The sequence below is a fragment of the Candidatus Accumulibacter meliphilus genome, assembly GCF_036625345.1.
GTDB classification, from domain to species: Bacteria; Pseudomonadota; Gammaproteobacteria; order Burkholderiales; family Rhodocyclaceae; genus Accumulibacter; species Accumulibacter meliphilus.
The window spans coordinates 1-20,465 of record NZ_JAZKTZ010000026.1 but is presented as its reverse complement, the minus strand read 5'-3'; the positions used below and the strand labels follow the sequence as shown (position 1 = coordinate 20,465).

16 protein-coding genes and 3 pseudogenes are annotated in these 20,465 nt (G+C 63.1%); 10 read left to right on the top strand and 9 right to left on the bottom strand.

Annotated features, from left to right (window positions below; genetic code table 11):
• From V5B40_RS25050 to V5B40_RS25025, 6 genes and pseudogenes are all read right to left on the bottom strand, one after another.
• Nucleotides 1–366: pseudogene (locus V5B40_RS25050) on the bottom strand (hypothetical protein); the annotation flags it as partial.
• Between the two features lie 41 nt (nt 367–407).
• A complete protein-coding gene (locus V5B40_RS25045; RefSeq protein WP_332357046.1) occupies nt 408–551 on the bottom strand; it encodes a hypothetical protein in 144 nt (47 codons plus the stop codon).
• A 398-nt stretch (nt 552–949) separates the two neighbouring features.
• Nucleotides 950–3,242, bottom strand: a pseudogene (locus tag V5B40_RS25040) (nitric oxide reductase activation protein NorD).
• Nucleotides 3,243–3,270: 28 nt separating this feature from the next.
• Nucleotides 3,271–4,074, bottom strand: a complete 804-nt coding sequence (locus V5B40_RS25035; RefSeq protein ID WP_291997889.1) for a CbbQ/NirQ/NorQ/GpvN family protein — start codon at nt 4,072–4,074, stop codon at nt 3,271–3,273.
• A 449-nt stretch (nt 4,075–4,523) separates the two neighbouring features.
• Entirely contained in the window at nt 4,524–5,903 is a 1,380-nt protein-coding gene (locus V5B40_RS25030; protein WP_332357045.1) for a ribulose-bisphosphate carboxylase, read from the bottom strand.
• A 31-nt stretch (nt 5,904–5,934) separates the two neighbouring features.
• Nucleotides 5,935–6,117 (bottom strand): annotated as a pseudogene (locus tag V5B40_RS25025) (hypothetical protein); the annotation flags it as partial.
• Nucleotides 6,118–6,393: 276 nt separating this feature from the next.
• Here V5B40_RS25025 and tkt point away from each other — a divergent pair.
• The 10 genes from tkt to V5B40_RS24975 all read left to right on the top strand — a co-directional run bounded on the left by tkt (nt 6,394) and on the right by V5B40_RS24975 (nt 17,779).
• Entirely contained in the window at nt 6,394–8,379 is a 1,986-nt protein-coding gene (gene tkt, locus V5B40_RS25020) for a transketolase (RefSeq protein WP_332357044.1), read from the top strand.
• 20 nt (nt 8,380–8,399) lie between these two features.
• Nucleotides 8,400–9,401, top strand: a complete 1,002-nt coding sequence (gap, locus tag V5B40_RS25015) for a type I glyceraldehyde-3-phosphate dehydrogenase (RefSeq protein ID WP_169065482.1) — start codon at nt 8,400–8,402, stop codon at nt 9,399–9,401.
• A gap of 336 nt (nt 9,402–9,737) precedes the next feature.
• Entirely contained in the window at nt 9,738–11,177 is a 1,440-nt protein-coding gene (gene pyk, locus V5B40_RS25010) for a pyruvate kinase (RefSeq protein WP_169065483.1), read from the top strand.
• Between the two features lie 164 nt (nt 11,178–11,341).
• Entirely contained in the window at nt 11,342–12,280 is a 939-nt protein-coding gene (locus V5B40_RS25005; protein ID WP_169065484.1) for a phosphoribosylaminoimidazolesuccinocarboxamide synthase, read from the top strand.
• A gap of 58 nt (nt 12,281–12,338) precedes the next feature.
• On the top strand, nt 12,339–13,157 hold the full coding sequence (locus V5B40_RS25000) for a DUF2189 domain-containing protein (protein ID WP_169065485.1): 819 nt from the start codon (nt 12,339–12,341) through the stop codon (nt 13,155–13,157).
• Between the two features lie 63 nt (nt 13,158–13,220).
• Nucleotides 13,221–15,308: a M3 family metallopeptidase gene (locus V5B40_RS24995; protein ID WP_291997885.1), complete on the top strand. Its 2,088-nt coding sequence runs from the start codon at nt 13,221–13,223 to the stop codon at nt 15,306–15,308.
• Nucleotides 15,309–15,443: 135 nt separating this feature from the next.
• Complete coding sequence (locus V5B40_RS24990) at nt 15,444–15,962, top strand: DUF4124 domain-containing protein (RefSeq protein ID WP_169065487.1); 519 nt, start codon at nt 15,444–15,446, stop codon at nt 15,960–15,962.
• Complete coding sequence (xth, locus tag V5B40_RS24985; protein ID WP_169065488.1) at nt 15,959–16,735, top strand: exodeoxyribonuclease III; 777 nt, start codon at nt 15,959–15,961, stop codon at nt 16,733–16,735. Before V5B40_RS24990 ends, xth begins: the two co-directional genes overlap by 4 nt.
• A complete protein-coding gene (locus tag V5B40_RS24980; RefSeq protein WP_169065489.1) occupies nt 16,735–17,415 on the top strand; it encodes a Crp/Fnr family transcriptional regulator in 681 nt (226 codons plus the stop codon). The genes xth and V5B40_RS24980 overlap by 1 nt, the downstream gene beginning before the upstream one ends.
• 166 nt (nt 17,416–17,581) lie before the next feature.
• Nucleotides 17,582–17,779: a YgaP family membrane protein gene (locus V5B40_RS24975; protein WP_169065490.1), complete on the top strand. Its 198-nt coding sequence runs from the start codon at nt 17,582–17,584 to the stop codon at nt 17,777–17,779.
• A 49-nt stretch (nt 17,780–17,828) separates the two neighbouring features.
• On the opposite strand, the gene rsmA is transcribed toward V5B40_RS24975, so the two are convergent.
• From rsmA to V5B40_RS24960, 3 genes are all read right to left on the bottom strand, one after another.
• Nucleotides 17,829–18,608: a 16S rRNA (adenine(1518)-N(6)/adenine(1519)-N(6))-dimethyltransferase RsmA gene (gene rsmA, locus V5B40_RS24970; RefSeq protein ID WP_332357043.1), complete on the bottom strand. Its 780-nt coding sequence runs from the start codon at nt 18,606–18,608 to the stop codon at nt 17,829–17,831.
• Nucleotides 18,605–19,645 (bottom strand): 4-hydroxythreonine-4-phosphate dehydrogenase PdxA, encoded by a 1,041-nt coding sequence (pdxA, locus tag V5B40_RS24965; protein ID WP_291998012.1) that lies wholly within the window; start codon nt 19,643–19,645, stop codon nt 18,605–18,607. Before pdxA ends, rsmA begins: the two co-directional genes overlap by 4 nt.
• Before the next feature lie 5 nt (nt 19,646–19,650).
• Nucleotides 19,651–20,465: peptidylprolyl isomerase (locus tag V5B40_RS24960; RefSeq protein WP_332357042.1), on the bottom strand; the 815-nt coding region annotated here is incomplete at its 5' end.

Here is a 20,465-nt window from a genome sequence, read left to right as displayed (position 1 = left end):
CTCGGTCGGCGGGACGTCCCAGTCCATGACGCGTACGTACTTGACGTCGGAGACCGCAGCACCGGTCGTGTTGGTGATCGTGACGTGATCGCGGAACAATGCGCCCGGCGCATTGGTTGAAGGTTGATAGGCTTGCTTGACGACAAGTCCGGGCAGGCTGGTGAGGCTGGTGGTGGTGGTGACCGTGCTGCCTGTAACAGCGGTTGCAGCGCCGAAGGTCAGGTTGTTGGGCCCAGAATCAGTGGTAACGTTGGCATAGCCGCTATCCGTGCCATTCACCGATACCCCCCAGCCTTCGCAAAAACAGCCGGGCGAGGTGGCGTCACGCCAGTCCGACGCGGTAGCGCTGCCAAACTGATAGGCCAAACCAGTCACACTAGAATTCACAACGATGTTGGGCGTAGTGTTCAGCGAACCATCATCATTGACCCCCAGCGCGACGGCGGCGGTAGCGGCAGAGCCGGTGTTGTAAATGACGGTACCGGCCTGGCCGCACCGGCGGCGAGAAGCAGCGCAGCAGCAATGGCGCTTGTCTTGAACATGTTTTTCATTTTGGTCTCCAGGGAAGAAAGGTAGAACGGCGATCGACTTTGATTGGGGAGCTACGCCAGATACAAAGCATGATCTGTGCCACATTTATTAATACACAACAAAACAATAACTTAAGAACTTAAGGGAGGTTTTACGCGGGGGAGTGTAAAAAAGGTCGACACACTCGCGATCAAGGACAGGGAATTCAAGGGCCTCAACCAGAGCAACAGTGCTCAGCTTTGATTTGGGTCCTTGTCGTTTCGTGAGCGTTGAGGGCGCGGTCATGGACGGGCAGCCGCCCGGCGAATCGAACCTTGGTAGCGTCAGAAACGCCACTACAATCAATGATTTGTGGCTGGTTGCGATCTTTCGCGCCTGCCACCTAGCGCGCAAGCGCGTCGCCGCGGCTCTTCCCTGCTTACCGCGTCAGCGCCATGAACAGCTCCGGCAGCCGCTCCGGCAGACGCTCGATGTTGTCGATCACCGTATACCGGCGGCCAAAGATGTCCCCGACGTAGTCGTCGGCCTTGCGGTCGAGGTTGATGCAGTAGCTGAAAATGCCTTGCTGATCGAGTTCCTCGACCGACTTGCGGGCATCCTCGATCAACAGGCGCTCGTCATGGACGTCGACGTCGGCGGGCTGGCCGTCGGTGAGCAGCGAGCAGCAGTTTCTTGTCGGCTTTCTGCGCCGCCAGGTAGTGTGCAGCGTGGCGCATGGCGGCGCCCATGCGCGTCGAATAGCCGGCCTGCATCGCCGCCAGACGGGCCTTGACGACATCGCCCCAGCGCTCGCTGTAGCCTTTCAGGTGCAGGTAGCGGACGTCGTGGCGGCTGTCGGAGTGAAAACCGGCGATGGCAAAAGGGTCGCCGAGTTGCTCGATCGACCAGGCGAGCAGGGACACCGCTTCCTGACTCAGTTCGAGAATGCTCTGCTCGCCGCCGCTGGCGCCGACCTTGACCTTGTCGGCCAGCGACTGCGAGAGGTCGAGCAGAACCATTACCGCCAGGTTGCGACCGTCTGTGCGGTGGCTCATGTTGATACGCGGGTCGGGGCTGGCGCCGCCCTTGAAGTCGATCAGCGAACGCAGGGCGACATCGAGGTCGAGTTCGCTGCCCTCTTCCTGGTAGCGGATGCGAACCTTGTCCTGCGGTTTGAGGATGTCCAGCAGACGCTTCAGGCGCCGGGCCAGGGCGGCGTGTTTTTCGAGCAGGCGGTCGATATCCGCGGCGTCGCCCGCCGGGTGCAGCGATTCGTAGAGGCTGACCCAGTCCGGCCGGTAGCTCTGGCTCTGGTAGTCCCACTCGGGATAGTGGCGCGGCGGCAGGCGATCGACATCGGCGGCGGCTGTCGTCGGACGCTGTTCGTCGAACATTTCCTCGTCGTCGCTGAGTTCGTGGAAGCGCCACAGGTGGCGGTTGTCGTCGCGATAGCCGACCTCGCTGTCGGCGAAATGGATATTGGCCAGCTGGTCGCTCTGGCGACGGGTACGGGCGATGTAGGCCAGTGCCAGCTCGGCGATTGCTTCGCTGCCGGATTCGCCCTGGGCCATCGTCTCGTGGAAGTGGCGAACGAACTTCAGCAGCTCGGCGTCCTGGTAGCCATGTTCGGCATCGAGCAGCGCGCGCGAGAGCATGCTCAGGCGATGCCGCAGGCAGGAGGTGGTTTCGGGGTCGCAGGCGCCGGCGCGCGGCGTCGGGTGCAGCGCCAGGAAGATGCGGCGCATGCCGGGGTAGGCGCGCATGACCAGCGTCTCGATGCGGCTGTCTTCGAAAACCTCGATCGCCAGGCGCTGCATCGGGCTGCAGTTGTCGGCGAACATCGGCGTGCTCCAGCGGCGATGGCCGGCAATGTGGGCCAGGGTTGCGCGGTAGCGGTCGATGCCGGAAACGCCGTGCGCATCGTCAAGGACGTCCGGCAGGCGGATGCCCGAAGCGTCGTAATACGGCAGCGGTCGCTGCTGCGGTTCGTCGGGATCGGCCGGATACGGCACCAGTTGCGTGCTGTCGCCCCACAGCCCGCGCAGGTAGAGGTCGAGCAGGCGCTCCTTGTCGACCAGCAGCGTGCCGCGGCGCTCGCGCTGCAGCACGGCGCGGCTGTCCGCCGACTTGAGGCTGAAGTAGTCGCGTTGCCGCTCGGGATGATTCGGGTAGTTGCGGATGCCGTAATCGACCCAGTTGCGCAGCCCGGAGATCGACAACTGATTGAGCAGGGTCGGGGCCTGCGCAAGGAAATCGGGCAGGCCGGGGCTGGCGAAAGTTTGATGAATGCCGTGGATCGAACCTGTGGTGCGCGCGGTGAACTCCTGCGTCAGGTCCAGGTAGCGCTGCAGCTGCTGGCGCGACGGCAGCCGCCGGGCGACGGCGGCCAGGCTCTGCAGGAAGGGGGTTATTGCCTTGGCATTCGGTGATTTCCAGAGCGCATGCATGCTGGCGGTAACCGCCGGCAAGGCCGCTTCGCCGACCAGCTTGGCAATCGGCGGCCACTCCTCGAGGAATGCCAGTAGCGGCTCGACGCCGCGGCCCATGCCGCCGAGGAAGCGCGCCGTATCGAGATAGCCGGCGACGCCTTCGGCCGAGAGGACGGCCAGCGCTTCGCGCATGCAGTCTTCGAAGACTTCGCCGACCTGCGGGAAGCCGCAGGCGAGCTGCTCGCGGTAGCCGCGCAGGCGCTCGTCCCAGGAAGGGGCGGCGGTATCGTCGGGAGGGGTCATTGCCTGAACCTCTACTCGGCAAGCGCACTCAGGTGAAAGTGGCGTCGATCGCGTGGTCCAGCGTGTCGCGAATGTCGCGATCGTCGGTGATCGGGCGCACCAGCGCCATGCGACAGGCATCGACGGGAGCGACACCGCCCTTGATCAGGGTTGCAGCATAGACCAACAGGCGCGTTGAAACCCCTTCGTCGAGGCCGTGCCCCTTGAGGCGCCTTGCCGCGGCGCCGATACTTACCAGCTGCGCAGCGGTCGCTGCGTCGATACCGCTTTCGCTGGCCAGGATGGCGATCTCCAGCGCCGCATCGGGGTAGTCGAACTCGAAAGCAGTGAAACGCTGCTTGGTCGACTGCTTGAGGTCCTTCATCAGGCTCTGGTAGCCGGGGTTGTAGGAGATCACCAGCTGAAAGTCGGCATGCGCGCGCAGCAACTCGCCCTTCTTGTCGAGCGGCAGGGTGCGCCGATGGTCGGTCAGGGGGTGGATGACGACCGTCGTGTCCTGGCGCGCTTCGACGACTTCGTCGAGATAGCAGATGGCACCAATGCGCGCCGCGGTGGTCAGCGGTCCGTCGAGCCAGCGCGTGCCGTTGGCTTCGAGCAGGTAGCGCCCGACCAGGTCGGACGCGGTCATGTCTTCGTTGCAGGCGACGGTGATCAACGGCCGTTCGAGCTTCCAGGCCATGTATTCGATGAAACGCGATTTGCCGCAACCGGTCGGCCCCTTGACCATCACCGGCAGACGCGCCGCGTAAGCCGCTTCGTAGAGTGCGACTTCCCTGCCCTGCGGTTGATAGAAAGGCTCGTCGCGAACCTTGAACTGCTCCTTGTCGGTCATGGCCTGTTCCTGTTCCTGTGGCTATCGCTGTTCTGAAATCGGTCGGTCGGCCGGCCGGCGGTGAGTTGATGAGCGACGGGTCCGCAAATGCAGCCACCTTAGTCCCCGCCCTGCCCGCCGCACCTGCTTGTGTCTGCTGCATTCTTGATGAGACTTTTCGGCAACCGCTCCCCCCTTTCCCCACTCACCGTCATTGCGAGGAGGCGAAGCCGACGCGGCAATCCAGAGGTATGGCTTTTCGCGTTGCCAATGGGTCAATGCGGCGAGAAAGTGAGACGATGGAACTGGATTGCCGCGTCGGCTGCGCCTCCTCGCAATGACGTGCGGGCTGGTGTGGCGCCGCATTCCGCATCCCGCATTCCTTGCTTCCCATTCCTTGCTTCCCATTCCCCATTCGCCATTCCCATGCAGACTTTCAGGAAGCCTGCCCGCGGCGCGCGATTTCTACATTAGCGATGGGCGGCGAGTTTGTCGCGCCAGCCGGGATAGAGAGTATCGGCGTCGCCCGGGAAGGACGCAAAAGCACGCGCAAATTCCTGGTGCTCGCGAGCCCATTCGATCGGGTCGGCGCCGGCTTGCCAGCACTCGTAGGCCTGGCGCAGTGAAATCGCGCCGGCGGCGGGGCTGTCGATGTGGCCGTAGGAACCGCCCCCCGAGGTGTTGATGACGTTGCCGTGGCCGAGGTTGGCGAAGAAGCCGGGCAGGCGCAGGGCGTTCATGCCGCCGGAGATGATTGGCGTCGTCGGCTTCATGCCATACCACTTCTGGAAATAGGCCGGGCCCTGATATTCGTCGCGTTCGATGATGTAGGCGATCGCCCGGTCGTCGGCCGTGCCTTCCATCTTGCCGTAGCCCATGGTGCCGACGTGAATTCCCGAGGCACCCTGCAGACGTGCCATCTTGGCCAGCACGTAGGCATCGTAGCCGCGCTTTGAGCTTGGCGAGGTGACCGCGCCGTGCCCGGCGCGGTGGTAATGCAGGTACTGGTTGGGGTACTGGCGGCGAGCGGTGGTGACCATGCCCGGACCGCCGACATAGCCGTCAACCAGGAACGCGACCTTGTCGGCGTCGGGCCCGAAAGTTTCGAGGATGTAGTCGGCACGGGCGCACATTTCGTAGTGATCGTCGGCGGTGATGTTGGCCGAGAACAGTTTCGCCTGCCCGGTCTCGTCCTGCGCCCGCTTCATCGCGTCAGCGACCAGCGGCATGACTTTCTTCATCGGCGCGAACACCTGGTTGCCCTGCGGCTCGTCGTTCTTGATGAAGTCACCGCCGAGCCAGAACTGGTAGGCTGCCTTGGCGAAGGGTTCGGGGCGCAGCCCTAGCTTGGGCTTGATGATCGTCCCGGCAATGTAGCCACCGTCCTTGAGCGGGCGACCGAGAATCCGCCACATGTCGGAAATGTCCTTGGCCGGACCGTCGAACAACTGCAGCGCGCGGTCGGGCACGTAGAAGTCATAAATCTTGGCGTGCTCGATGTCACCCATGCCCTGATTGTTGCCGATCACCAGGGTCAGGAAGGAAACGATCATCATCCGTCCGTCGGTGACGTTGCGATCGAAAAGGTCGACCGGATAGGCGATGCGCATCTCTTCGCTGGCTTCGTCGATCAGGTAGACCAGGGCATCGACACCGCGGGTGAAATCGTCGGTGGTACACACCTCGACGTTGGTGCCGGTGGACGACTCGGCGGCGAAATGTGCAGCCGCCTGCAGATAGTCGTAACCGGCCTTGGGCTTCATCTTGTAAGCCACCAGGATATGCTTGCCGCCACTGATCAGCTCGTCTTCCCTGAGGCTGAGGTCGGCGTAACGATTCGATTGGTCCATGCTTGTCTCCGTGTCGAGTAATGGTGAAGGGCAACTTGCCGCAGGTGACGACCGACCACTCCCAGCCCGGGCCAAACTGCGCAAAGGCGCGGTTGAAGGCCAGGCGGTGAGCGTCGCGTTCCGTCTCGGCGAGTGCCCCGTCAACGTCGAAAATGAGCGCCTGCCGCTTGACCGTTTGCCGCCGCGCCGCGCGGAAAAGGAGGCTGCTGCTCATGGGGCGTTCGGCCGGCGGGTTGTGCATTCGGGTCGCCTGGCGTCGTTCAATGCTGGCCAGTGTAGGCGGCGCAATAGATAATTAAAAGTTAAACTTTTTTCTGTTTATGGTTAGCTTTTACTATTCAAAAGAGAGCAGCGTAAGAGCAATGCCTATCTGTAGTGACAAGCAGACCCCTCCTCGCGCTGCGTCACAAGGGGAGGTGGCAATGCCCGCTGTTTTGGCGGATAATTTGCCCATGCTACCCATCGCCCCACTCCTGATCGGTTAATTATCGTGCCTCTTGCATCCAGCGACCTGACCAACGTCATCCGTGCACTTGCCATGGATGCGGTGCAGCAAGCCAACTCCGGCCACCCTGGCATGCCCATGGGAATGGCTGAAATAGCCGAAGTACTCTGGCGTCGCCACCTGCGACACAACCCGGGCAATCCCCACTGGCCAGACCGCGACCGTTTCGTCCTTTCCAACGGTCACGGCTCAATGCTGCTCTACGTGTTGCTGCATCTCACCGGCTACGACGTCTCCATTGACGACCTGAAGAACTTCCGTCAGTTTCGCTCGAAGACGCCCGGACACCCGGAAGTGGGTCATACCCCCGGAGTGGAAACAACAACCGGGCCGCTCGGCCAGGGTCTCGCCAACGCCGTCGGCATGGCCATTGCGGAGAAGGTTCTGGCCGCCGATTTCAATCGTCCCGGTCACGCCATCGTCGACCACTCGACCTACGTATTCCTTGGTGACGGTTGCCTGATGGAGGGCGTTTCACACGAAGCCTGCTCGCTGGCAGGCACCCTCGGACTGGGCAAGCTGATCGCCCTCTACGACGACAACGGCATCTCCATCGACGGCCATGTCGAAGGCTGGTTTACCGACGACACCCCGCAACGCTTCGCCGCTTACGGCTGGCAGGTCATCGCCGCCGTCGACGGACACGACAGCGACGCCGTCGACCAGGCACTGCTCGCGGCACGCGCCGAGCGCGAGCGCCCGACGCTGATCTGCTGCAAGACACGCATTGGCGAAGGTTCGCCAAACAAGGTGGGTAGCCACGACGTTCATGGCGCGCCGCTCGGCAGCGCGGAGATCGCCGCCACGCGCGCACATCTCGGCTGGCAACACGCGCCCTTCGCAGTCCCCGCAGCCGTCTATGAGAGCTGGGACGGCCGCGTCCGCGGCCAGGCCTTCGAGAACAACTGGCAGGCGAGCTTTGCGGCCTATCAGGCCGCTTTCCCGGAATTGGCCGCCGAGTTTTTGCGCCGCATGCGCGGCGAGCTACCGGCCGACTGGAACATCTGCTGCGCACAAGCCTTGGCCGAGGTCGCGGCCAAGGCCGAAAACATCGCCACCCGCAAGGCGTCGCAGAACGCGATCAGTGCCTTCGCGCCGCAGCTACCCGAACTGCTTGGCGGTTCGGCCGACCTTGCCGGCTCGAACCTGACGCTGTGGAAAGGCTCGCAGGGCATCAGCCGAACCCGGGGCGGCAACTACCTCTATTACGGGGTGCGTGAATTCGGCATGACCGCAATCGCCAACGGCCTCGCCCTGCACGGCGGCCTGATCCCGTACACCGCGACCTTCCTGGTCTTCTCGGACTACGCGCGCAACGCGATCCGCATGGCGGCGCTGATGAAGCTGCGCCAGATCATGGTCTACACGCACGATTCGATCGGCCTCGGCGAAGATGGCCCGACCCACCAGCCGGTCGAGCACATCGCCAGTTTACGCCTGATCCCCAACCTTGACGTCTGGCGCCCGGCCGACGCCAGCGAAACGATGGTCGCCTGGATCGCCGCTCTCGAACGTGCTGACGGCCCGACAGTTCTGGCGCTCTCGCGGCAGAATCTGCCGACGCTCAGCACCGGCATCGCGCCCGACATGATTCGCCGTGGCGCTTATGTTCTGGCAGACTGCGCGAACCCGCAGGCGCTACTGATCGCCACCGGCTCGGAGATCAAGCTGGCACTCGACGCACGCCAGGCGCTCGCCGACGAGGGCGTCGCCGTGCGCGTCGTCTCGATGCCTTGCGCCGAGGTCTTCGACCGCCAGGACCGGGCGTACCAGGAAGCAGTTTTGCCGCGCGCGCTACCGCGCGTGGCCATCGAAGCGGGCGTGAGCAATTTCTGGCGCAAGTACGTCGGACTTGACGGCGCCGTTATCGGCATCGATCGTTTTGGAGAGTCGGCACCCGCAGGCCAGGTGTTCGACTTTTTCGGTTTCACGGTGACCAATGTGGTCACGACCGTGAAATCAGTGTTGTAATTTCTCAAGGAGACCGTTTCATGACCATCAAAGTAGGGATCAATGGCTTTGGCCGTATCGGACGGATGGTGTTTCGCGCTGCTGTGCAAGATTTTTCGAACGAGATCGAAATCGTCGGTATCAACGACCTGCTCGAACCCGATTACCTGGCGTACATGCTCAAGTATGATTCCGTGCATCGTCGTTTCCAGGGCACGGTTGCGGTGGATGGCAATTCGCTGATCGTCAATGGCAAGAAAGTCCGCCTGACCGCAGTCAAGGATCCGGCCGAGCTGAAGTGGGACGAAGTTGGTGCGGACATCGTGGTTGATGCAACCGGTCTTTTCCTGACCACCGAGTCGTGCCAGAAGCACATCGCCGCCGGCGCCAAGAAAGTCATCCAGAGCGCACCGAGCAAGGACGACACGCCGATGTTCGTGTTTGGCGTCAATGACAGCACCTATGCCGGCCAGACGATCATTTCGAACGCTTCCTGCACCACCAACTGCCTGGCCCCGGTGGCCAAGGTGTTGAACGACAACTGGGGCATCAAGCGTGGCCTGATGACCACGGTTCATGCGGCAACCGCGACCCAGAAAACCGTTGATGGTCCGTCCAACAAGGACTGGCGTGGCGGCCGCGGCATCCTCGAGAACATCATTCCGTCCTCGACCGGTGCTGCCAAAGCCGTCGGCAAAGTCATTCCCGAGCTCAACAAGAAACTCACCGGCATGGCCTTCCGCGTGCCGACATCGGACGTCTCGGTCGTTGACCTGACCGTCGAGCTGAACAAGGACGCCACCTACGAGGAGATCTGCGCAGCGATGAAGGCGGCCTCGGAAGGCCCGATGAAGGGCGTTCTCGGTTACACCACCGACAAAGTGGTGGCCACCGATTTCCGCGGCGAGACCTGCACCTCGGTCTTTGACGCGGATGCCGGCATGGCGCTTGACGGCACCTTCGTCAAGGTCGTCTCGTGGTACGACAACGAGTGGGGTTATTCCTGCAAGGTGCTGGAAATGATCAAGGTCATGGCCCGCTAAACTGCCGTTCAGGGGCGCCTTCGGGCGCCCCTCGTGTTTTCTTCCCTTCTCTTTCCCCGCTTCCTCGATCGACGCTTTCCTGTGCTTGTGCTTTTTCAGTGCAGGTTTTTTGCGCCACTTCGGCGCTTGATGGATCTGCTCGGTGCAGCCCTGACCCTGCAGCCGTCGTCTTCGCCGTCGCCGTCGATCGCCGACAAGATCAGAAATCCTCGTTGAACCTGATGATGCCCATCGCTGTCCCACGCAGCGGCAGGAAAGCCTGCTCGTGCCCCTGGTCAGCGCCCTGAAACAGGCCCCAGACAAAACCACTGTCTGTACAAGAATAATAGGAAGCTCATGCCCCGCGATACCAAGATCGTCGCCACCCTCGGTCCGGCCTCGTCGGATCCCGATGTACTCGAACGAATGATCCGCGCCGGCGTCGACGTCGTGCGCCTCAATTTTTCCCACGGCAAACCGGCGGATCATGTTGCGCGTGCGCAACTGGTTCGCGAAGTAGCCGCCCGCGTCGGACGCCCGGTAGGCATCCTCGCCGATCTGCAAGGCCCGAAGATCCGTGTCGGCAAGTTCGCCGAGGGCAAGATCCGGCTGGAGCAAGGCGCGCCCTTCATCCTCGACGCCAAGTGCGAGTTGGGCAATTCCGAACGCGTCGGCCTCGACTACAAAGACCTGACGCGCGACGTCTCACCTGGCAGCGTCCTCCTGCTCGATGACGGTCGCATCGTGCTTGACGTGCAGCGCGTGCTCGGCTCCGAGATTTTCACGGTTGTTCGCCATGGCGGCGACTTGTCCGACAACAAGGGTATCAACCAGCAGGGAGGTGGCCTTTCGGCACCCGCACTGACCGCCAAGGATATGGAGGATATCCGCACGGCGGCCGCCATCGACGTTGACTATGTAGCCATCTCGTTTCCCAAGAGTGCGGCCGACATGTACATGGCCAAGCAACTGATCCATGCCGCGAACGGACATGCGCAGACCATTGCCAAGATCGAACGCCTCGAAGCCGTGGCCGCACTCGCCGAGATCATCGCCGCTTCGGACGGGATCATGGTCGCCCGCGGCGACCTCGCTGTCGAAGTCGGCGACGCCGCCGTACCTGCGCTGCAGAAGCGCATGATCCACATGGCACGCGAGAACAACAAGCTGGTGATTACCGCTACGCAGATGATGGAGTCGATGATTGTCTCGCCGAACCCGACCCGTGCCGAAGTCTCTGACGTCGCCAACGCCGTTCTCGACGGCACCGACGCGGTGATGCTCTCGGCTGAAACCGCTGCCGGCAGGTATCCGGTGGAGACTGTTGAAGCGATGGCGCGAATCTGCCTGGAGGCCGAAAAATCCTCGGAAGTGACTCTCGAGCGTGAGTTCCTCAATCGAGTTTTCACGCGCATCGACCAAACGATTTCGCTGGCCGCCATCTGGGCGGCTCACCACCTCAAGGTCAAGGCCATCGCCGCGCTCACCGATTCCGGTTCGACGGCTCTCTGGATGAGCCGCCTGAACTGTGGTGTGCCGATCTACGCGCTGACGCCGCGGGCTGAGGCGGTAACCAAGATGAGTCTCTATCGGGCCGTTTCCCCGGTACACATGAGCCATCAGCCAAGCTCCCGCGATGAACTGCTCGACGCGGCGGAGCAACAGTTGATCAAGGAGGGCGTGGTCGAAAAGGGAGACTTCATCGTCATCACAGCCGGTGAGCCGATGGGCAATAGCGGCGGCACCAATACGATGAAGATTGTTCGCGTCGGCGAAAAGAAGGGTCCCGCGGCCTGAGCGGAAGGCGTGCCGCAGAACCCGTCACGGAAATCGCCCGGGCCGTTCCGGTTGGCGAAACGCGGCGGACCGACGCCGCGCTCGTGGCAGCCAGGATGTGTCCTATAATCCCAACGCTCGACTTTCGCACTGGCGACGACCCATTTCCTAACCGGATCAGCAACGTGACCGATGCCCTCTTTGAATCGACGATCAAGAGCCTGCCCCTGCTAGGCCGCGGCAAGGTGCGCGACATTTACGCCGTCGGCGACGACAAGCTGCTGATCGTCACCAGCGATCGCCTCTCGGCCTTCGACGTCATCCTGCCCGACCCGATTCCCGGCAAGGGCCGACTGCTCACCCAGCTGGCCTGCTTCTGGTTTGAAAAACTTGCGGCCATCGTCCCCAACCAGATGACCGGGATCGACCCGGAAAGCGTGGTCGCGGACGACGAGCGCGCCCAGGTCCGTGGCCGCTCACTGGTCGTCAAGCGCTTGCGGCCACTACCGATCGAGGCCGTCGTGCGCGGTTATCTGATCGGTTCGGGGTGGAAGGATTACCAGGCCACTGGGGCCGTCTGCGGCATCCCGCTGCCGCCGGGGCTGTGCCTCGCCAGCCGCTTGCCGGAGCCGATCTTCACGCCGGCGACGAAAGCCGCCATCGGCGATCATGACGAGAACGTGTCGTTCGAGCGCGCGCAAGCCGACTGTGCGAGCGCGCTCGCCGACCTCCTTGCCGTCGCCGGCAAGAGCGGCGCCGAGATTGCCACGCAGACACGCGCCGTGGCGATCGCACTTTACACCGCCGCCGCCGAGCATGCTGCTACGCGCGGCATCATCATTGCCGACACCAAATTCGAGTTCGGCCTCGATGCTGCCGGCACGCTACACCTGATCGACGAAGTACTGACTCCGGACTCGTCACGCTTCTGGCCAGCCGATGACTACCGCGAGGGCAGCAATCCGCCCTCCTACGACAAGCAGTACATCCGCGACTATCTGGAAACACTGCCCTGGAACAAGCAGGCACCCGGCCCAAGCTTGCCACTGGCGGTGATCGCCGGAACGCGTGCCAAGTACGCCGAGGCCTTGCAGTGCCTCACCGGAGAGAAGCCTGTCCAGTGACCGCCGCGCAGGCGCGGCGCATGACATTCGGCCGACGCCCCGTCAGCAAGGAGACCGCATGGGTCTAGAAGCCACGTCATCCGAGCGGCGCCAAGCACCGCTGAAGGTTCGCAGCGTCGCCGTCGGCCAGCCCCTGGTATGGTTGGCCGCGGGCTGGCGCGACATGCGCGCCAATCCCATCGCCAGCCTCTCGTATGGCCTTCTGTTCGCCATCTTTGGCGACCTGATCACCATCTTTGCCTGGCGGCAAGGCCACCTCTTCATTGCCGCCACTTCCGGCTTCCTGCTCATTGCGCCGATGCTCTGCGGCGGACTGTACGAGATCAGCCGCCGCCGCCAGGCCGGCCAGTCTTCGACTTTTCTCGAATCGCTGGCGGGTGGCCGCCGCAACGCCCGCGAACTGATCAAGCTCGGGCTGCTCCTGGCCATCATCGGACTGTGCTGGGAACGCGTTTCGACGCTGCTCTTCCTGGTCCTGGCACCACATATCCCGCCTGACCTGCTGATCTTGCTGGCCGAGATGCCCAAGCTGCCGGAAAATCGCGATCTGATGATCATCTGGTTGATGAGCGGTGGCAGTCTGGCTTTACTGGTCTTCGCCATCACCGTCGTCTCGGTGCCGCTGCTGCTCGATCGCCAGGTGGACTTCATCGTCGCCATGCGCACCAGCCTGAGTGCCGTCGATGCCAACATACGCTTGATGGTCTTCTGGGCGACACTGGTTGCAACGCTGACCGTGCTTGGCATCGGCACGCTGTTTTTTGGCTTGATCGTGCTCATGCCCTTGATCGGGCACGCCTCCTGGCACGCCTATCGCGACCTTGTAGAACAGCGAGCTGCCAGCGACCATCCGGACAGCCAGACAGCCAGACGCTAGCCCTGCCCGGAACAAGCGCTCTGCGCTCGGCGAGCACCCTCCCCTGCACCCACGGAACCCTTGATGACTGCCACCACCCCGTCCGACAACCCTCTTCTTGACCTGTCCGGCCTGCCGCGCTTCGACGCCATCGCGCCGAGCGACGTGCAGCCGGCGATCAGCCAGCTGCTCGATGACTGCCGGGCGCTGATTGTGCGGCTGACGTCGCCAGGCGCCGCGACGACCTGGAACGACTTTGCCGCCGCCCTGACCGACGGCCTCGAACCGCTGTCGCGCGCCTGGGGAATTGTCGGCCATCTGCACGCGGTCAATGACGTCCCCGAATGGCGCGCGGCGTATAACCGCATGCTGCCTGAAGTGTCACGCTTCTACGCCGAGTTCGGCCAGAACCTAAAGCTCTTCGCCGCCTACCAGGCAATCGCCGAGAGTGCTGAATACGCACGCCTTTCGCCGGTGCAGCAGCGCATCATCGACAACGAGATTCGTGATTTCCGACTTGCCGGTGCGCAGCTGCAGGACGATCAGAAGCCACGCTTCCAGGCGATTTCCGAGGAACTCTCGCAGCTCTCGGCCAAGTTCTCGGAAAACCTGCTCGACGCCACCAACGCCTTTGCCGAGTGGGTAAGCGACGAGGCCGAACTTGCCGGCCTGCCCGAAGACACTCGCCAGGCGGCGCGCGAGGCGGCCGAGAAAGACGCTCAGAGCGGCTGGAAGTTCACTCTGCACATGCCCTCCTACTTGCCGGTAATGCAATACGCCGACAGTCGCCGCCTGCGCGCACAGATGTACCGTGCCTACACCACCCGCGCCGCCGAATTCGGGCCTGCCGAGCTCGACAATACGCCGCTGATCAGCCAGATCCTCCGCCTGCGCCGCGAAGAAGCGCAAATGCTTGGCTACGCCAACTTCGCCGAAGTCTCGCTGGTACCGAAAATGGCCGTGTCGGTGCCACAGGTCCTCGACTTCCTGCGCGAGATGGCGGTCAAGGCCCGGCCTTTTGCCGAACGGGATATCGCCGAGCTGCGCGCCTTCGCGCGTCGCGAGCTGCAACTCGAAAGCATGGAAGCCTGGGATATTGGCTACGTTTCCGAAAAGCTCTTGCAGAAGCGCTACGCCTTCTCGGAGCAGGAAGTAAAGCAGTATTTCACCGAAGAGAAAGTCCTCAGCGGTCTCTTCAAAGTCATCGAAACGCTGTTTGGCGTCTGCCTGAAGCCTGACAGCGCAGCGCTCTGGCACCAGGACGTCCGCTTTTTCCGCATCGAAACGCCGGCCGGCGAACTCCTTGGCCAGTTCTACCTCGACCTTTACGCCCGCGAAACGAAACGTGGCGGCGCCTGGATGGACGAAGCAATCACTCGCCGCCGACGACCGCCGGGATCAGTGGCGAGCGACAACATCCAAAAACCGGTGGCCTATCTCAACTGCAACTTCTCGCGGCCGATCGGCAGCAAGAATGGCCAGGCACGGCCGGCCCTGTTCACGCACGACGACGTGATCACCCTTTTCCACGAGACGGGTCACGGCCTGCACCACTTGCTGACCCGCGTCGATGAACTGGCGGTCGCCGGCATCCACGGCGTCGAGTGGGACGCCGTCGAACTGCCGTCGCAGTTCATGGAAAACTACTGCTGGGAGTGGAGCGTCGTGCAGGGGATGAGCAGCCATGTCGACACTGGCCAGCCGCTGCCGCGCGCGCTGTTCGACAAGATGCTGGCCGCCAAGAACTTTCAGAGCGGTATGCAAACGCTTCGCCAGATCGAGTTTTCGCTGTTCGACCTGCTGCTGCACAGCGACTACGACCCGGCTGACGAGCGCAGCGTCCTCGACCTGCTCGGCGACGTGCGTCGCGAAGTTGCGGTTCTCGTGCCGCCCGCGTGGCATCGCTTCCCGAACAGTTTCGCGCACATCTTTGCCGGTGGTTATGGTGCCGGCTACTACAGCTACAAGTGGGCGGAGGTCCTTTCGGCCGACTGCTACGGCGCTTTCGAAGAGGCCGGCGACCCCTTCGACCAAGACACCGGCCAACGCTTCCTGAACACCATTCTGTCGGTCGGCGGCAGTCGTCCGGCGATCGAAAACTTCCGCGCCTTCCGCGGTCGCGAGCCGCAAGTCGACGCGCTGCTCAGGCACAGCGGCATGGTTGGCGTGTAACGGTCATGCCATGTCGATGCTCTCCACATCATGAAAGCCACGACCGTCCCCCTCTTCCCCGACCCTTCTCCGGCACGGGGAGAAGGGAGTTTCGTGAGTCGCGTGCGCGACTTTGCCAGCAAAGGAAACTCAGCCATGGACACGACAAGCGCCCTGCGTTTCGCCTGCATCGCCACGGCATTGCTTGCCGCGACCGCCGTCAGCGCACAAACCACTTACCGCTGGGAGGACCCGCGCAGCGGCATCACGGTGATCTCCGACCGGCCCCCGCCACCGGGAACGCGCGACGTGACCGTCACTGAAGGACCCAGCATCGCCGCCGAACAGCAGCAAATGCCCTACACCATTCGCCAGGCGAGCGAAAAATTTCCGGTGACCCTGTTTACCAGCGCCGACTGTGGCGCCTGCGAGCAAGCACGCGCACTGCTCAATGGCCGTGGCGTTCCCTTCTCGGAAAAGCTGCTCACCAGCCAGGAAGAGCTGACAGCGCTTGGCCGCCAATTGGGCGGCGACGCCGTACTGCCCAGCATCAGTGTCGGTCGGCAGCATGCGACCGGCTTTGCGCCCCCCAAATGGAACGAGCTGCTCGACTTCGCTGGCTATCCGGTCAGCGCGCCCTACGGCTTCAAACCTGCCGCTGCGCCCAGCCAATGAAAATCGCCAGCTGGAACGTCAATTCACTCAAGGTCCGCCTGCCGCAGCTGCTCGACTGGTTGGCGGCGCGGCAACCCGATGTCGTCTGCCTGCAGGAAACCAAGCTCGACGACCCTTTTTTCCCGGCGCAGGAGCTCGCGGCCGCCGGTTATCACGTCGCCTTCTCCGGACAAAAAACCTACAACGGCGTTGCTCTGCTGAGCCGCGACGCGCCGACAGATATCGTTTGTGGCAACCCCCTTTACGCGGATCCCCAGAAGCGCCTGCTGGCGGCAAGCGTGAACGGGATTCGTGTCGTCTGCGCCTACGTGCCGAATGGCCAGGCGGTGGGCAGCGACAAGTACGCCTACAAGCTCGCCTGGCTGGAGGCGCTGGTCAACTGGATAGGCGCTCAACTGGCCGACAACCCACGTCTGGTCCTGGCCGGTGACTTCAACATCGCCCCCGACGACCGCGACGTGCACGACCCGGCGGCCTGGGCCGGACAGATCCTGTGCTCCGAACCCGAGCGAGCCGCTTTCCAGCGCCTCCTCGGCCTTGGCCTGGAGGACAGTTTTCGCCTTTTCGAGCAGCCGGAGAAGAGTTTTTCGTGGTGGGACTACCGAATGCTCGGCTTTCAGAAGAACCGCGGCCTGCGCATTGACCACGTCCTCCTCTCGAACGCACTCGCCGAGCGCTGCACGCTGGCCGGCATCAGCCGCGAAGTACGCAAGCTCGAGCGGCCATCGGACCACGCACCGGTGACTGCGGAACTGGCTGACTGGGCCGACTGATGCCTGGCACGCCAGCGGGCAGCCTGCCGCCATCCCTGCTCGCGCTCTATCCAAGCCTGCGTTCGCTAGCGGCCGAACAACTGGCGGCCCTCGGCCAGCAAATGACTCAGCGCGACCTGCCCGCCGGCACGCAACTGTTCAGCGAGCGGCAGGACTGTATGGGTTTCCCGCTGCTTCTCGCGGGCACGATCAAGGTCGTGAAAAGTACCGCCGGCGGTCGCGAAATGCTGCTCTACCGCGTCGAACCGGGCGGCTCGTGCATCATCAGCTCGAGTTGCCTGCTCGGTCACACGCCGTATTCGGCGCGTGGCATTGCTGAAACCCCCCTGTCGCTACTCCTCTTGCCGATCGCGACTTTCGAAAAACTACTCGCCGAACATGCGAGCTTCCGCAGCTTCGTCTTCCACCTGTTTGCCGAACGCATCGCCGAACTGATGCAACTGGTCGAAGAAGTCGCTTTCCACCGCCTCGATCAACGCCTGGCAAAACTGCTCCTCGCCAAGGGTGACACTATCCATGCCACCCACCAGGCACTGGCGGAGGAACTCGGCAGCGTCCGCGAGATGATCAGCCGTTTGCTCAAGGGCTTCGCCCTACAGGGACTGGTCAGGCTGGGTCGTGAACAGATTACGGTGATCGACCCGAGCGGGCTGCAGCAACTGGCCGACGGCTCTCGCTGACAGCGTCTGGCCGCGTGCGTGCTTGCCAGGCCGCACGCTCTTTGCCGCGCGGCCCCTGGACTCCCTATCCTTTGTCTCCGCTTGCCTCTGTGACTGCAGTTACATACAGCTAGGCCGCCGCGACGTACGCTGTCGCCTTCACTCAACACGGTTAACGGAGCCAATCATGAAAACAAACGTCGGTGGAATCGACAAAATCCTGCGTATCGTCGTCGGTATCGCGCTCGTCTCGATGGCTGCTCTGGGCGTCGTCGGCGCCTGGGGCTGGATCGGTGTGGTACCGCTGCTGACCGGTCTGTTCGGCGTCTGTCCAGCCTACTCGCTGCTCGGAGCCAATACCTGTGCGGTCAAGAAAAGCGGCTGAACGGCGAGCAAACCGAGCGCACGGCGTAGCCAGTCTCGGTACGCCGTTTTCATGTCAAGGTGTTGGCCAGGCGAACATAGTCGGCAACCGACAGTTCCTCTGCCCGGCAGGTCGGCGAAACGCCAAGCGCCGCCAGCTGATCCTCGTCAAGCATGCCCCTGAGGCTGTTGCGCAGCATTTTGCGGCGCTGCCTGAAAGCAGCGGCGACCAGCGCAGCGAAGTGCGCTTCGTTCACCACCGACAAGGCTTCCGGGGGACGCGGAATCAGGCGCACCAGCGCCGAGTGCACCTTGGGCGCCGGATCGAAAGCCTCTGGCGGCACGTCGAGCAGGCGCTCGACGACGAAACGGTATTGCAGCATCACCGTCAGCCGGCCGACGTCGCCACTTCCCGGCTCGGCGACCATGCGCTCGACGACTTCCCTTTGCAGCATGAAATGCATGTCGCGCACGCAAGTACCATAGCCAGCAAGATGAAAGAGCAGCGGCGTCGAGATGTTGTACGGCAGATTGCCGACAATGCGCAGCTGGCCACCAGCGGCGCTGGCCAGGCGGCCAAAATCGAAAACCAGCGCATCGCCCGCGTGCACCGTCAGTTGCTCGGTCGGATAGCTTTTCGCAAGCCGGGCAACAATGTCGCGATCGATCTCGACGACGTGCAGGTGATCAAGCCGTCGCGACAGGGGCGCGGTCAGGGCGGCCAGCCCCGGGCCAATCTCGACCACCGTCTCGTCACGCTGCACCGCCAGCTGGTCGATGATCGCCGCGATGACCTGTTGATCGACCAGGAAATTCTGGCCAAAGCGCTTGCGCGCGACATGCGTCCTCATGCGCTCACTTGCTTGCTGCCGCCGGGTCGAGCGAGCGGAGCCACCGGAGCCGCCCTAGCCACCATCTCGATGGCCTGCTCGATGGCCACCAGCAAGCTGCCGGGATCGGCTCGTCCGCTGCCCGCCAGTTCCAGCGCTGTGCCATGGTCAACCGAGGTGCGAATGATCGGCAGGCCCAGCGTGACGTTGATGCCCTGGCCAAAACTCGCGTACTTGAGCGCCGTGAGACCCTGATCATGGTACATGGCGAGAACGCAGTCGCCGCGTTCGAGGAGCGGCGGAGAGAACATCGTATCGGCTGGCAACGGCCCGAGCAGGGTCATGCCTTCGGCACGCAGGCGCTCGAGGACCGGCGTGATCACTTCGATCTCTTCACGGCCCAGGTAGCCTCCCTCGCCAGCATGTGGATTGAGACCGGCAACCAGAATGCGTGGGCGGGCAATCCCGTACTTCGCCGCCATCTCGCGATGCAGAATGCGCAGGGTTTCCTCGACAGCGCCTTGGGTAACCGCCGCCGGCACGTCCCGCAGCGGCAGATGCGTGGTCACCAGGGCCACCCGCAAACCGCCACCAGCGAGCATCATCACCACACGTGGCGTTGCCGTCTTTTCCGCCAGATACTCGGTGTGCCCGCTGAAGGGAATCCCGGCATCATTGATGATGCCCTTGTGCACCGGCGCGGTGACCATGGCCGCAAACTCACCGCTCTGGCAGCCGTCCAGGGCCCGGTCCAGCAGCGCCAGCACGTAAGGGGAATTGGCCGCATCAAGTTGACCGGGCCTGACCGCGGCAGCTAGCGGCAGATGCAGAACGTCCAGGGTGCCGACCTGTGGCGACCGGGCCGCTTGCCACTCACGCAGTGTGCAGGGAAAGTGCAATGCCGCCGCCCGCTCGGCGAGCAGCGAGCGATCCGCCAGAACAACGATTCGCGCCGCAAAGCGAGCGTCCAGCGAGCAATCGGCGAGGCGTAGACAGATCTCGGGACCGATGCCGGCCGGTTCGCCACTGGTGACGGCAATCACCGGCGGGCACGACATGGCGCTCATCTTTCCTCCAGGCGAAGCTCCACGTAGGCGCGGTCTCGCATCTGGCGCAGCCAGTCCTGATAGGCCTCATCCCGCTTGCGCTCGCGTAGCACCTGCCGTGCCGCAGTGCGCTGACGATCACTCGACACATCCTGGACGCGACGCTCGGTGACCTCGATCAAATGGAAACCAAAAGGCGATTTCACCGGCTCACTGAGCTGGCCAGGAGCCAGTTGATTCATCGCCCCCTCGAACTCCGGTACCGTATCACCGGCGTAGATCCAGCCAAGATCCCCACCTTTCGACGCCGAGCCGTCCTGCGAGAAAAGCCTGGCCAGATCGGCAAAGTTCTCGCCGTGCTTGATGCGCTGGTGCAGGGTTTCCACGGTATGTCTGGCCTCCGGTTCCGAGACCACTTCGTTGACCTTGATCAGAATGTGCCGGGCGCGCGTCTGCTGAACGGCCGGCAAGGCACCACCGCCCCGCTTGCCGAGCAACTTGACCAGATGAAAGCCGTTCGAGCTGCGCATGACCGGCGACACCTCGCCCACCTGGAGCTTCGCGGCCACTTCGGCAAACATCGTCGGCAGGCGATTGAGTGAACGCCAGCCAAGATCGCCGCCACGCAGACCATCCGGCGCATCCGAATAAGCAGCAGCCAGTTGGGCGAAGTTCTCGCCTTGGCGCAGCCGCTCAACGATCTGATCGCTCTTTGCGCGTAGCTGTTGAATCTGCTCCGGGCTTGCCGACTCGGGGGCACGCAGCAGGATGTGCGCCATCTGGTACTCTTCACCACCGGCCTGCCCCGCCTCGCCCGCCAGATAATTGTCGA